This is a genomic window from Streptomyces sp. 7R007, from assembly GCF_054850255.1.
Genome location: NZ_JBTWMV010000010.1, coordinates 200,285 through 213,606, shown reverse-complemented (window position 1 = coordinate 213,606; position 13,322 = coordinate 200,285). Strand labels below are relative to the sequence as shown.

Genomic DNA, 13,322 nt, shown 5'->3' with positions numbered 1-13,322 from the left:
TCGGTCTCAGCTGACCGCACCAGGAAGGACCTTCACCAGCAATGACCGACGAGAACACTCCCGTCACCCCGGAAGAGGGCGGCGAACTCGCGATGCGTGTCGAGCCCGTCGGGCTCGAGACGGAGATGCAGCGCTCCTACCTCGACTACGCGATGTCCGTCATCGTCTCGCGTGCGCTGCCGGACGTCCGTGACGGCCTCAAGCCCGTGCACCGCCGGGTGCTGTACGCCATGTACGACGGCGGCTACCGCCCCGAGCGCGGCTTCTACAAGTGCGCGCGCGTGGTCGGCGACGTCATGGGCAACTACCACCCCCACGGCGACTCCTCCATCTACGACGCCCTCGTCCGGCTCGCCCAGCCCTGGGCGATGCGCATGCCACTGGTGGACTCCAACGGCAACTTCGGCTCCCCGGGCAACGACCCGGCGGCCGCCATGCGGTACACCGAGTGCAAGATGGCGCCGCTGTCGATGGAGATGGTCCGCGACATCGACGAGGAGACCGTCGACTTCACGGACAACTACGACGGCCGCTCCCAGGAGCCGACCGTCCTGCCCGCCCGCTTCCCGAACCTGCTGATCAACGGCTCCGCCGGCATCGCGGTCGGCATGGCGACCAACATCCCGCCGCACAACCTGCGCGAGGTGGCGGCCGGCGCCCAGTGGTACCTGGAGAACCCCGAGGCCTCGCACGAGGAGCTGCTGGACGCGCTCATGGAGCGCATCAAGGGCCCCGACTTCCCGACCGGCGCCCTCGTCGTGGGCCGCAAGGGCATCGAGGAGGCCTACCGCACGGGCCGCGGCTCGATCACCATGCGCGCGGTCGTCGAGGTCGAGGAGATCCAGAACCGCCAGTGCCTGGTGGTCACGGAGCTGCCCTACCAGGTCAACCCCGACAACCTCGCGCAGAAGATCGCCGACCTGGTGAAGGACGGCAAGATCGGCGGCATCGCGGACGTCCGGGACGAGACCAGCTCCCGCACCGGTCAGCGTCTGGTCATCGTGCTCAAGAGGGACGCGGTCGCCAAGGTCGTACTGAACAACCTCTACAAGCACACGGACCTGCAGACGAACTTCGGCGCCAACATGCTGGCGCTGGTCGACGGCGTCCCGCGCACCCTCTCCCTGGACGCGTTCATCCGCCACTGGGTGACGCACCAGATCGAGGTCATCGTCCGCCGTACGCGCTTCCGGCTGCGCAAGGCCGAGGAGCGGGCGCACATCCTGCGCGGCCTGCTGAAGGCCCTGGACGCCATCGACGAGGTCATCGCGCTGATCCGGCGCAGTGAGACCGTCGAGATCGCGCGCGGGGGCCTGATGGAACTCCTGGAGATCGACGAGATCCAGGCGAACGCCATCCTGGAGATGCAGCTGCGCCGCCTGGCCGCCCTGGAGCGGCAGAAGATCGTGCAGGAGCACGACGAACTCCAGGCGAAGATCAACGAGTACAACGAGATCCTCGCCTCCCCGGTCCGCCAGCGCGGCATCGTCAGCGAGGAACTCGCCGCGCTCGTCGAGAAGTACGGCGACGACCGCAAGACCATGCTGGTGCCCTACGACGGCGACATGTCCATCGAGGACCTCATCGCCGAGGAGGACATCGTCGTCACCGTCACGCGCGGCGGCTACGTCAAGCGCACCAAGACGGACGACTACCGGGCGCAGAAGCGCGGCGGCAAGGGCGTACGCGGCACGAAGCTGAAGGAAGACGACATCGTCGACCACTTCTTCGTCTCCACCACGCACCACTGGCTGCTGTTCTTCACCAACAAGGGCCGCGTCTACCGGGCGAAGGCGTACGAGCTCCCCGACGCCGGCCGGGACGCGCGCGGGCAGCACGTCGCGAACCTGCTCGCCTTCCAGCCGGACGAGGCGATCGCCGAGATCCTCGCGATCCGCGACTACGAGGCGGCGCCGTACCTGGTGCTGGCCACGAAGGCGGGTCTGGTGAAGAAGACGCCTCTGAAGGATTACGATTCGCCCCGCTCCGGCGGCGTCATCGCGATCAACCTCCGTGAGCGCGAGGACGGTTCGGACGACGAACTGATCGGAGCCGAGCTCGTTTCGAGCGACGACGATCTGCTGCTGATCAGCAAGAAGGCGCAGTCGATCAGGTTCACCGCGACGGACGACACGCTGCGACCCATGGGCCGCGCCACCTCGGGTGTCAAGGGCATGAGTTTCCGCGAGGGGGACGAGCTGCTCTCGATGAATGTTGTTCGACCCGGTACGTTCGTGTTCACTGCCACAGACGGTGGGTACGCGAAGCGGACCGCCGTCGACGAGTACCGCGTCCAGGGTCGCGGCGGCCTCGGCATCAAGGCCGCCAAGATCGTCGAGGACCGCGGCTCGCTCGTCGGCGCGCTGGTGGTCGAGGAGAGCGACGAGATCCTCGCCATCACACTGTCCGGCGGTGTGATTCGTACGCGAGTCAGCGAGGTCAGGGAGACGGGCCGTGACACCATGGGCGTCCAACTGATCAACCTGGGCAAGCGCGATGCCGTGGTCGGTATCGCACGTAACGCCGAGGCCGGGCGCGAGGCGGAGGAGGTCGACGGTGACATCACCGTGGACGAGACCGCCGAGGACGCCACGACCGCCGGCACGGACGAGGGTGAGTCGCCCTCGGCCGAGTAGCACGAGGAGTGAGTCATCGTGAGCGGAGCCACGGGCGCCGGATCGGCCGGTACCTCCACCGGTTCCTCCACCGGTACGGAGACGGACGGCGGCGGCCGTGGCTCCGCCGCGCGTGCGACGGATTCGCACACGACCCAACTGCGCAAGATCGACGACGGCGCGGCCGCCTCACCCTCGCCCGAGAAGCATGGATCCCAGGGGGGAACTGTGACGGACTCCCGAGGCCCGCAGCCGCAGCCGGCCCCGTCCGCGCCGCCGCAGCAGCAGACGGCCTCTCCGCTGCCCGGGGAACGGCAGCCGGAACAGCCGGCGGGGCCGTATCACCCGCCACAGGCGTACCCGAACCCGGCGGCGGCAGCCCAGGCGGCTCCGGCGCCGGCCGGTGCCGTACGCCGTCCGCGCACGGGCGCGCGCACCACGCCGCGCGTCCGCAAGGCCCGGCTGCGCGTGGCGAAGGCCGATCCGTGGTCGGTCATGAAAGTCAGCTTCCTGCTCTCCATCGCGCTCGGCATCTGCACGATCGTCGCGTCGGCCGTGCTGTGGATGGTCATGGACGCCATGGGCGTCTTCTCGACGGTAGGGGGCACGATCTCGGAGGCCACCGGCTCGAACGAGTCCAACGGTTTCGACCTCCAGTCGTTCCTCTCGCTGCCGCACGTCCTGATGTTCACGTCGATCATCGCGGTCATCGACGTCGTCCTCGCGACGGCACTCGCGACCCTCGGCGCGTTCATCTACAACCTCTCGGCGGGCTTCGTCGGCGGTATCGAGCTGACGCTGGCGGAGGACGAGTGACGGCCTCGCCGATCAGCCGCTGAATACCGATTTTGGGACTGCCCGCGTCGTGCGCTAATCTTCAGGAGTCAGCGCGCGGGACACACACCGCAGAGCGCGGCGGGGCTATAGCTCAGTTGGTTAGAGCGCATCCCTGATAAGGATGAGGCCACAGGTTCAAATCCTGTTAGCCCCACCAGCATGAAGGCCTTCAACCGGTTCCGGTTGGGGGTCTTCCGCTTTTTCAGGGCCTTTTCCGGGTCAGGAGGCGCAGTCGGCCTCGGCCTGCTCCGACGCGGGCCCGGACTCGGTGTCCGTGAGCGGACGGTGGCGGCAGCTGGGGGTCTTGCCGTGGGCCTCGGCCCGGATGCGCTGCTTCATCGTCGGCGGCAGGGAGCGGGCGTGGACCCGGGACCAGGGGAGCGCGGCCGGCGTCGTCACGTCGCCGGTGGCGGCCGGGCTGCTGTTGCGGGTCTGCTCGGTCTGCGGTACGGCCGCGGCGGCGGTCGTGGTGGCCAGTCCGAGCGCCGCGAACAGCGCCAGGAAGGCGGTGACGAGCGCGGTCCACAGCTTGGTGACCTGGTTCCGGTTCATGGGCCCCTCACTTTCGGGTTGGGCGATTTGCGTACTTTCCTCATGATGTGTATGGGGGCCTCGAAGTGGTGGATCGACGCCCGTGGCGCGTCGATCTTCAGATGAACACCACCCGGATGGAGGCACGGGGGGAGAAAAGTGAGAAAAGGAGCACCGCACTCCGGTTCTACTGCGGTGCGCGAGTGGGCAGTTGGAGGGCCCCCGCAGGTCACCGATCGGTATCGGTCGGTGTGTATAGTCGGGCGCCAGAGGTCCCCTACGTCAAGGAAAGACGAGGTCGCGCGGTGAAGAAGCTTCTCCTGGTCGCACTGGCCGCCATCGGCGGGCTCCTCGTGTACCGCCAGATCCAGGCGGATCGCGCCGAGCAGGATCTGTGGACGGAGGCGACTGACTCCGTGCCCACGGGTTCGTGAGTACCGACAGCCGATTCTGAGCACACCCCGGCCGCCTCGCGGTCGGGGTTTTGTGTTGCCCGCGTCACTCCCGGGGCCTGCGAGGCGGGTGTTTCGGACGCGCGTACGCAATCCCCGGGTGCCGCGCGACCGGGCGGGGCAGGATGGCCACGGTCCGGCGGCTTGCGCGACGACGAGGGGTGGCGGGTGACGGTGCGGCGTACGGCGTGGTGGTGCGGTCGTCCGTCGCTCGGCGCGCGCGTGGCGGCCGTGGTGACAGTCCTGGGCGCCCTGACCGCGCTGCCGGCCCGTCAGGCCACGGCCGACGCGTCCTACGGCTCCAGCGGTTCCGGCGCCTCCTACGGCTCCTACGGCTTCGCGGACGACGTACGGACCGTCGCCGGAGCGAAGCAGACCACCGACGCCCCTCCCCTCACCCCCGGCGCCGACTACCGCAGCTCCCTCCCCAGGGCGGCCAAGCTCTACTACCGCCTGGACCTGGACGCGACCTCCAACACCTACGTCGCCGTCACCGCGGTCCCGCCCGCCGGCAGCGCCCCCGCCGCCACCGACGGCATCAGGGTCTCGGTGCAGAACGCCGACAGCCACTCCTGCTCCTACGAGAGCGCGAGCTTCGGTGCCTCGCACAGCCCCCGGCCCATCACCGCGTGGGGCGCGCGGACGACCGCCCCGGCCAACCCCGTGTGCGAGGGCGGCGGCACGTACTACGTCGTCGTCGAGCGGGTCGGCACGGCGGACTCCCCGCCCGGCGCCTGGGACCTGGAGCTCACCGCCACCACCGAGGCGCCCCTGCGGAAGGCCGGCGCCACGAACGCGCCCGAGTCGTGGAACTCCGCCTCGCCCGCACCCCTCACCGGCGAGGCGCGGCGGCGCCAGGGCGGGTCGGGCTTCAGCCGGGCGGTCTCGGTGGGACAGGGCGTGTGGCGCGCCGACCTGCGGCCCGGGCAGACCCTCTTCTACAAGGTGCCGGTCGACTGGGGACAGCAGCCGTACGCCACCGCCGAACTCGGCAGCACCGGCAGCGGCAGCGGCTACGCGGTCGACGCACTGGACCTGGACCTCTACAACCCCGTGCGCGCCTACGTCGAGGACGCGGGCGTCGGCTACGACGGACGCCAGAAGACGGCCACGCTCGCGCCCGTGGCGCCGGTCGCCTACGTCAACCGCTACGGCATCTCCGCCCAGGTGAACGGCATGCGGTTCGCCGGGGCGTACTACCTCGCGGTGCACCTCGCGGCCGACGTGGCCGACGAGTTCGGGGACGGGCCGTTCGGGCTGACCCTGCGGGTGCGCGTCGCCGGGGCGGCGCAGTCCGGTCCGGCCTATGCGGGGCCGTCCGTCCCAAGGGGCCTCTTCGAGGTCACGTCGGGGGAGCGGGAGGCCGCGGCGGACGGCGGCGGGAGCGGCGGCGCGGGCGGCGGCGACCTGATGAGGGCGGTGGCCGTCGGGGGGATCGGCGCGGGGACGCTGGTGCTCGTGGTGCTGGGGGTGTGGACGGTGCTGGGGCGCCGTCAGATGCGGGCCAGGGCCCAGAAGCCGATGGCGTAGCAGGCCAGCGAGAAGAGCAGGAGCGGGATCGCCACCTTGGCCGGGGGGCCCGGGCGGCGTGCCCTGCGGGCGGCTTCACGAGCGGCCTGGCGTGCGGCCTGGCGGGTGCCCGGTCGCGGTGGCTGGGGGGAGGCCTGGAGGTTCGGGTGCGTGATTTCCTGCGCGGGATGGGGAACCTGCGGGATCTGGGCGGTGTACCAGAGAGTAGAAGCGTCAGCGCGCTGGGGTGGCGGGGGAGTCAGAGCCTGGGTCGGATCGTGCGGGGAGACATAGGGGGACCCATGAGGGGACATGTGGGGGGACACATGGGGGGCAGGGGAGGACGCGTGGGGAGATACGGGGGGACGCGGGCTCTGGTCGGTTCGCGTGGGAGTGGGGGACGGCTGCGGGGGCGGCAGGTGGAAGCTGCCGGTGTCCGACATGGCGGGCCAGGAAGGAGCGGAGGCGGCGGTATCCGCGGCCTGCTGAGGCGCGGGCTCGCGAGAACGGCGTGGGTCGGCGGACGCAGGCGACGGGCTCGCCTCGGCCTCCTCCTCGACAGACGGCGGCTCGGCCGGGACTGTGCGGCTGCCGGTGCCGGTGCCGGTGCCGGTGACGGTGATGGTGCCAGTGGCGGTGGCGGTGTCGGTGGCGGTATCCGTGTCGGCCTCGGAGGCGGACGGCGGCCGCGTGCTCCGTCCGGCGGCCACACCCGGGGCCGGCTTGAGGGGGCCCCGGGGACCGAAGCCCGGGGGAAGGGGGCCGAGTTGGTCGAAGATCTCGATCTGTTCGTCGTCGGGGCCGGGCTCCGGCAGGAGTTCCACGGCGGCGGCGAGCGCCTTGCGCGCCCCCGTGGCGGTGCGGAAGCGGGCCTGCGGGTCCGGTTGCAGCAGCGTGGCGACGACCTGCCACAGCGGTTCCGGGATGCCCTTGGGCGCGCTCGGCGTCCCGTGCGTCGCGAAGTACTGCACGAGCGCCTTGGCGTCCGGCTTGGCGCCCTCCAGCAGATACAGGGCGACCAGACCCGTGGCGAACAGGTCGGCGGCGAAGTCGGGGTCCGCGCCCAGCATCTGCTCGGGCGCCAGATAGCCGGGCGTGCCCACCACCAGGTCGGTCTCCGTCAGGCGCGGCTCGCCCAGCCGCATCGCGATGCCGAAGTCGGACAGCCGCAGCCGCGGCCGGCCGGCGCCGGTGGCCTCCAGCAGGATGTTGGCGGGCTTGATGTCCCGGTGCACGACCCCTTCCGCGTGCACCGCGGCCAGCCCCGACAGCAACTGGTCGAGCAGGGTGCAGACGAACGCGGGGGGCAGCGGGCCGTAGTCCCCCACCAGGTGGACCAGCGAACCGCCGGCGACCAGGTCCATGGTGAACAGGACCTTGTCGTCGTCGGCGGCCCAGCTGGCCGGTGCGAGCACATGGGGGTGGTCGATGCGCAGGGCCTGTTCGCGCACGAAGCGCAGCAGGGAGTGCGCGTCGCTCTGCTGGAGCACCTTGGCGGCCACATAGCGGCGGCGGCGGTGGTCCCAGGCGCGCCAGACGGCGCCGACGCCGCCGCGTCCGATCGGGTCGACCAGTTCGTACCGGCCGGCGAAGACCTCACCCATGGCAGTGCGTCGCTCCTCCCCCTGCGGCTGTCCCCCTTACGTGCCCTTGCCTGCCCTTGCTTCCCCCCTCGATGAGCGATACGACCCCCCGTTGTCGCCGCGGACTTCCCGTCAAGCTCGCGCGGACTTCTCCCCGGCCGTCAGTTCTGGTGGGACTGGTAGTGCGCGACGGCGTCGGAGGTGCGGCCGGCGCCGTAGACCCGGAGGAACTCTGCCAGTTCCGGGTGGGTCGGGGCGAGGGTGTCGGCGGCGTCGATGATGTCGCCGGCGGCGGCCACCGAGCGCAGCAGCGACTGGATCTCGCGGACCACCCGCTTGACCGTCGGCGCTCCCGAACTGCTCGTCGTGGTCGTGCTGTTGCTGAGCACCGAGCCCCCCTGTGACTTCTTGATCTCTTCCATGCGGTCGGTGGCCTCGGCGGCGCTGACGCTGCCGTCGGCGACCTGCCCCGCCAGGTCCTGCAGCAGCTGCACCCGCTGTACCACGGCCGGATTGCCGATCTTCGCGCGCTGACCGCTCATCAGCTGTGACAGCATCGGAGCGGACAGTCCCAGTACCCCCGCCAGACGAGCCTGGTTGAGCCCAAGATCGTCTATGAGCTTACGGAAGAGCGCCCCCAGCGGCTCCCCGTACCAGTTCCGCTGCAGTTCCCGCGCTCTTGCGGTCGCTTCCTGCTGTGCGGCGTCCATTGCGTCTCCCCATCGCTTCCCCAAGTACGGTGGTTCGCTGTAGCGAACCACGCCGAGCATCTTACGGAGAGTGGTCGCCCGCGGGGACCCCCAATCTTTTTGCGAGATCCCGGGGGTGACCCGGTACTCTGGTCTCCGGCGCCCGCCGGGACGAGGTTCTTCCGGGGGGACGCTCCTCTTCCGGGGCCTTAGCTCAGTTGGTAGAGCGCCGTCTTTGCATGGCGGATGTCAGGGGTTCGACTCCCCTAGGCTCCACCCACGAGAACCCCTCCACCTGCGGAAACGCGGGTGGAGGGGTTCTTTTCGTGCGGGTGCCGGTCAGGGCAGGACCGCCGCCGAGACCACGTAGTCGGCGACGATCGCCGACGTCACCGCCAGGCGGGCGGGCAGGCCGTGGGCGGGGCGCAGGCGTACCGGGAGCGGGAAGGCCGGGGGCCAGGCCAGGGCGGTGCCGCGGAAGGAGAGGCGGGGCTGGAGCTCGGCCGGGGACGCCTTGTAGGCCGCTTCCTTGGCGGAGAACAGGACGAGGGAGGCGTGGTCGGGGGCGGCGGTGAGCGGGGTCAGTTCGGTGGGGTGGGCGATCAGGTGGCGGGCGCGGTGGAGGTGGGGGGCGGAGGTGAGGGGTTCGATGTCGACGCCGACACGGGTGCCGGTGGCGTCCGGCAGGACGACGCACACCGCCACCGTGCCGCTGTGGCTCAGTGACCCCTGGACGCCTGCCGGCCAGGCGGGGGCGCCGGTCGGGGTGCGGGCGGGCCAGTGCGGGCGGCCCGTCGCCGCGGACAGGGCGCGGTGGGCGGCCAGGCGGCCCGCCGCGTACTCCGCGCGGCGGCGCGGGCACGCGGCGGACAGCCTTGTGGGGACGGGGAGTCGGTCGTGGTCGAGCTCGCCCACGCGAGCGATGCCGATGCTCACCGGCAGCGGGGCGAACAGCGCGGCGATGGACTGGGCGGCGTGCGGTGCGCAGGCGAGGGGCGCGGTGGCGGACGTGGGGGCGATGGGGCTGTTCATGCCGAGCACTCCCGTGGTCCGTCCGCCCCGCTCCCGTCTCAGCCCGCCGCCGTCTCCGCCAGGTAGTCCTCGAAGGTGCCCTTGCCCACCGCGTGGGCGGTCGTGAGGTGGCCGCCGTCGCGGAAGGCGCGGAACGTCCTGCCGGGCAGCCGCAGGGGGACGACCTTGCGGCTGCGGCCCTGCGCGGCGAGGTAGGCGCGGGCCAGTTCGGTCGCCCGGCGCACCTGGGGGCCGCCCATGTCGGTGACCCGGCCCGCGGGGCCGCCGAGCGCCAACTCGGCCAGCCGGTCGGCGACTTCCTCGGCGGAGATGGTCTGGTACGAGAACGCCGGGGCCAGCATCATCAGCGGCATCCTGGAGGTGCCGTCGAAGATGGCGCGGACGAAGTCGTGGAACTGGGTCGCGCGCAGGATCGTGTACGGGATGCCGCTGTCGCCGACCAGCCGCTCGCACTCCAGCTTGCCCTTGAAGTAGCTGAACGGCACCCGGTCGCAGCCGACGATGGAGATGTACACCAGATGCCGGGTGCCGGCCTTCTTGGCCTCGGCCACGAGCCTCTCGGTGGCCGCGACGTCCTTCTTGCCGTTGCTGGTCGTCGCGCAGTGCACGATCGTGCCGGCTCCGCGCACCGCCTCCGCGACGCCCTGGCCGGAGAGCAGGTCGGCGACCACCGGCTCGCCCGCCTCCGGCTTGCGCCCGCCACGGCTCATGACCCGCACCGTGCGGCCGGCGTCCAGCAGGCGCGCGACCACGGGGCGGCCGAGCGTGCCGGTCCCTCCGGTCACCAGGATGGTTTCGTCCATGACACTCCCCACACTCCCCTTTTCACGACACTGCTCACGGCGCTGGTCACAACGCTGTTCACAACGCTGGTCATGACCCTTTTCATGACGGCTTTGTTCAGCACGCAGCATGCCCGTGCCGTGAGCAGCGGGCCACAGGGGAATCGGAGTCTGTCAGGTCGCGCGAATACCTGACACATTCCCCGGTGAATCAAGGGAATCCCCCCGGAAGACCTGACGGACTCGCTTCCGTGCATCCTCCTGCCTCCTTTGGCTGCCCCACCATCCATTCCATGTCGCGCACCGAATTCATCCCGACCAAAGTCGGGGAGCTTTTCGTGGAAGTAGTGGAAGCGGCCGGCAGCGGTCCGCCGGTCCTGCTGTGGCACAGCATGCTGGTGGACCGCCTGCAGTGGCAGCGGCTCACCGACGCGCTCGGCGCCGAGCGCACCCTCGTCCTCGTCGACGGCCCCGGCCACGGCCGCAGCGGCACCCCGCCGGCCGGCTACACGCTGGAGGACTGCGCCGACGCGGCCGCCGAGGTGCTCACCGCCCTCGGACTCGACGCCGTCGACTGGCTGGGCAGCGCCTGGGGCGGCCACGTCGGCCTGGTCTTCGCCGCCCGGCACCCCCGGCGCTGCGTCAGCGTGGTCACCATCGCCACGCCCGTCGCGCCGCTGCCCGCCGCCGAGCGCCTCCAGACCCGTGTACTGGCCGCGGTCTACGGCCGGTTCGGGCCGCTGAAGCCGCTGGCCGACGGGGTCGCCGACGCGCTGCTGTCCAGGCGCTCCAAGCGCACCGACCCCGAGGGCCGGCGGATCGTGCGGGACGCCTTCGTGCGGGCCGGCCGCGTCGGCATGCACCGCTCGATGCACGCCATGATGCTGCGCCGGCCCGACATCACCGGTCTGCTGCCGGCCATCGCCGCGCCCGTGCTCGTCATCGCCGGCGGCGCGGACCGGATGTGGCCGCCGGAGGCCGCCGCGCGCTCCGCCGCCGACATCCCGCGCGGCTCCAGCGCGGTCGTCGACGGCGCCCACCGGCTGCCGGCCCTGGAGCGGCCGGAGGCGGTGCTCACGCACGTACGCGCGTTCTGGGCGCGCATCGGCCGCATTTCCGTCGTGAAGTAACGCCGGGCAGTCCGTCCCCGGAGAAATCCACCGTACGACAGGGAGAAAAAGAAATGTCCAACCCCGATTTCGGTGTCCTCGACGTCCGTTACAAGAACCACGAGGCGATCGCGCTTCCGGGCGGCGGCGAGCTCTACTACGAGGAAAGCGGCGTCGGCGGCGACGGCATCCCGCTGACCTTCGTGAACAACTTCTACATCGTCAGTCCCATCTGGGGGAACTTCACCCAGGACCTCGCCACCGAGTTCCGCCTGCTCAACTACGACCTGCGCAACCAGGGCGCCTCCAGCCCCGGCTCCGCCCCGGCCACCTTCGACGACCACGTCGAGGACCTGCGCCGGCTGCTCGACCACCGGGGCATCGAGAAGACGTACGTCGTCGCCACCTCGATCTCCACGCTGATCGCCCGCGAGTTCACCTACCGCTACCCGGAGCGGGTGGCCGGGCTGGTGCTGATCGGCCCGGCGTTCTCGCCCAACGGCTCGCTGCGCCGCATCCTGCTGAGCCGGCACTGGCTGTGGACGCTGGAGACGGGCGGCACCACGGCCCTGTTCGACCTGCTGTACCCGCTGGTCTTCCCGGACCAGCTGGTGCACTCCGGGGGCAAGGCGGCCTACCTGGCGCTGCGCGACAACTTCCTGGCGCTGCTGTCGAAGAGCTCCATCGCCGAGAACCTGCGGGCCTCCCTGGAGATCGAGGACGACCCCGGCAAGCTCGCCACCATCACCCAGCCCACCCTCCTGATCAACGGCGACGGCGACTTCGCCTGGAGCCGCTCGGTGATCGAGGACGCCCTGGCCCGTATCCCCGACAGCCGCGAGGTCACGCTCGCCCGCGCCGGCCACGTGCCGTTCTTCGACGACCCGGCCGGCTTCCAGAAGGCCACGGCGGAGTTCGTCCACGAGTGCGAGGCGAGGAAGGCCGCCGCGTAGGCCGCGCCGCCACTCCCCCCGTCCCCCGCGTCATTCACGAACCCGCGAAGGGAATCCCATGACCACACGCCTGCTCACGGGCGCCACCGGCTTCGTCGGCGGAGCCGTCGTCCTGGAGCTGCTGGACCGCACCGAGGGCGACGTCTACGCCCTGGTCCGCGGCGCCGACGCGGCCGACGCCCGGCGGCGCCTGCACGAGGCCCTGATCGCCATGGCCCGCGGCTACGGCCGCGCCGACCTGGAGGACGCCGTCGTACGCCGTACCAAGGCCGTGCGCGGTGACATATCCGAGCCCGGCTGCGGCGTCGACCCCGCCGGGCTGCCCGCCGTCGACGAGGTGTGGCACTCCGCCGCCTCGCTGCGCTACGAGGAGGAGTTCCGCGCCGAGATCGAGGCGCTGAACGTCGGCGGCACCCGCAACGTCCTGGACCTGGCCCGCCGGTGCGGCGCCCGCACCTTCCACTACGTCAGCACCGCCTACGTCGCCGGTTCGCGGCGCGGCTTCGTGCCGGAGGAGCCCGTCGGGGACCTCTCCCTGGCCAACAACTGCTACGAGGAGACGAAGATCCGCGCCGAGCTGCTGGTGCAGGCGGCGGCGGGCGACTTCGACCGGATCCGGATCATGCGGCCCACCGTCGTCATCGGGCACAGCCTGACCCGGCACGGTCTGAACTGGTCGGGCATGTACGGCTTCACGCGCCAGGTGATGGTGTTCGAGAAGCTGGCCCGCCGCAAGGTCGGCACCTTCCTCGACCACGCGCGCGTGCGGCTGATCGCCGAACCGGACTGCCCGGTCAACCTGGTCCCCGTCGACATCGTGGCCCGCAACGCGGTGAGCATCGCGCTGTCGGACTCCCCGGCGACGTACTTCCACCTCGGCAACTCCGCCACCGCGCCGGCCGGCATGGTGCTGAGCAAGATCATGGAGCTGGTCGGGCTGCGCGAGCCGGTGTGGGCCACCGACCCGGACACCTTCACCGCGCTGGACGAGCAGCTCGACAAGGGCATGGCGTTCTACGGCTCGTACATCAAGAACGCCAAGTCCTTCGACCTCTCCCACACCCGGGCCGTCTGCGGCCCCGACTCCTGCCACGCCCCGCTCGATGCGGAGGAGATCCAGGAGTACGTCCTCTACTACCTCCGCCAACAGCCCACGTACGTCGAGAAGTCGGGCCCCCGGCGCACCCTGCACCCGCTCGTGGCCTGACCGGCAGCCGCATCCCCGGAGGA

General features: G+C 71.1%; 12 protein-coding genes and 2 tRNA genes. 9 read left to right on the top strand and 5 right to left on the bottom strand.

The genetic code is table 11. The features are described from left to right. The first annotated feature begins 41 nt into the window (after window positions 1-41). The 3 genes from gyrA to ACYF6T_RS16320 all read left to right on the top strand — a co-directional run bounded on the left by gyrA (window position 42) and on the right by ACYF6T_RS16320 (window position 3,609). The gene (gyrA, locus tag ACYF6T_RS16330; protein ID WP_461697028.1) at window positions 42-2,636 is read left to right on the top strand and encodes a DNA gyrase subunit A; all 2,595 of its coding nucleotides are present in this window, start codon (window positions 42-44) and stop codon (window positions 2,634-2,636) included. An 18-nt stretch (window positions 2,637-2,654) separates the two neighbouring features. Next, entirely contained in the window at window positions 2,655-3,431 is a 777-nt protein-coding gene (locus ACYF6T_RS16325; RefSeq protein ID WP_461697027.1) for a DUF3566 domain-containing protein, read from the top strand. Window positions 3,432-3,532: 101 nt separating this feature from the next. After that, window positions 3,533-3,609 (top strand) — tRNA-Ile (locus tag ACYF6T_RS16320). 62 nt (window positions 3,610-3,671) lie between these two features. Here the strand turns inward: ACYF6T_RS16320 and ACYF6T_RS16315 are convergent. After that, window positions 3,672-4,004 (bottom strand): DUF6344 domain-containing protein, encoded by a 333-nt coding sequence (locus ACYF6T_RS16315; RefSeq protein WP_461697025.1) that lies wholly within the window; start codon window positions 4,002-4,004, stop codon window positions 3,672-3,674. Between the two features lie 284 nt (window positions 4,005-4,288). On the opposite strand from ACYF6T_RS16315, the gene ACYF6T_RS16310 reads away from it, so the two are divergent. Both ACYF6T_RS16310 and ACYF6T_RS16305 read left to right on the top strand, forming a co-directional pair. After that, window positions 4,289-4,417 (top strand): DLW-39 family protein, encoded by a 129-nt coding sequence (locus ACYF6T_RS16310; protein WP_003999697.1) that lies wholly within the window; start codon window positions 4,289-4,291, stop codon window positions 4,415-4,417. 162 nt (window positions 4,418-4,579) lie between these two features. Continuing rightward, complete coding sequence (locus tag ACYF6T_RS16305; RefSeq protein WP_461696987.1) at window positions 4,580-5,965, top strand: hypothetical protein; 1,386 nt, start codon at window positions 4,580-4,582, stop codon at window positions 5,963-5,965. On the opposite strand, the gene ACYF6T_RS16300 is transcribed toward ACYF6T_RS16305, so the two are convergent. Next, the gene (locus ACYF6T_RS16300) at window positions 5,929-7,548 is read right to left on the bottom strand and encodes a serine/threonine-protein kinase (protein WP_461696986.1); all 1,620 of its coding nucleotides are present in this window, start codon (window positions 7,546-7,548) and stop codon (window positions 5,929-5,931) included. The genes ACYF6T_RS16305 and ACYF6T_RS16300 overlap by 37 nt on opposite strands. A 140-nt stretch (window positions 7,549-7,688) precedes the next feature. Further along, window positions 7,689-8,237, bottom strand: coding sequence for a helix-turn-helix domain-containing protein (locus ACYF6T_RS16295; RefSeq protein ID WP_461696985.1), 549 nt, complete (start codon window positions 8,235-8,237; stop codon window positions 7,689-7,691). 182 nt (window positions 8,238-8,419) lie between these two features. On the opposite strand from ACYF6T_RS16295, the gene ACYF6T_RS16290 reads away from it, so the two are divergent. Then, a tRNA-Ala gene (locus ACYF6T_RS16290) sits at window positions 8,420-8,492 on the top strand. 63 nt (window positions 8,493-8,555) lie between these two features. Here ACYF6T_RS16290 and ACYF6T_RS16285 read toward each other — a convergent pair. Both ACYF6T_RS16285 and ACYF6T_RS16280 read right to left on the bottom strand, forming a co-directional pair. Next, complete coding sequence (locus ACYF6T_RS16285) at window positions 8,556-9,248, bottom strand: 4'-phosphopantetheinyl transferase family protein (protein WP_461696984.1); 693 nt, start codon at window positions 9,246-9,248, stop codon at window positions 8,556-8,558. 38 nt (window positions 9,249-9,286) lie between these two features. Next, window positions 9,287-10,051 carry an SDR family oxidoreductase gene (locus ACYF6T_RS16280; protein ID WP_461696982.1) on the bottom strand — a complete coding sequence of 255 codons (765 nt, stop codon included), beginning with the start codon at window positions 10,049-10,051 and terminating at the stop codon, window positions 9,287-9,289. A 317-nt stretch (window positions 10,052-10,368) separates the two neighbouring features. Between ACYF6T_RS16280 and ACYF6T_RS16275 the strand changes: the two genes are divergently transcribed. From ACYF6T_RS16275 to ACYF6T_RS16265, 3 genes are read left to right on the top strand one after another with little or no spacing between them, the layout of a single operon-like run. After that, entirely contained in the window at window positions 10,369-11,160 is a 792-nt protein-coding gene (locus ACYF6T_RS16275) for an alpha/beta fold hydrolase (RefSeq protein WP_461696980.1), read from the top strand. Window positions 11,161-11,213: 53 nt separating this feature from the next. Next, window positions 11,214-12,092, top strand: a complete 879-nt coding sequence (locus ACYF6T_RS16270; RefSeq protein ID WP_461696978.1) for an alpha/beta fold hydrolase — start codon at window positions 11,214-11,216, stop codon at window positions 12,090-12,092. Window positions 12,093-12,150: 58 nt separating this feature from the next. After that, window positions 12,151-13,299, top strand: coding sequence for an SDR family oxidoreductase (locus tag ACYF6T_RS16265; RefSeq protein ID WP_461696976.1), 1,149 nt, complete (start codon window positions 12,151-12,153; stop codon window positions 13,297-13,299). Window positions 13,300-13,322 lie beyond the last annotated feature (23 nt).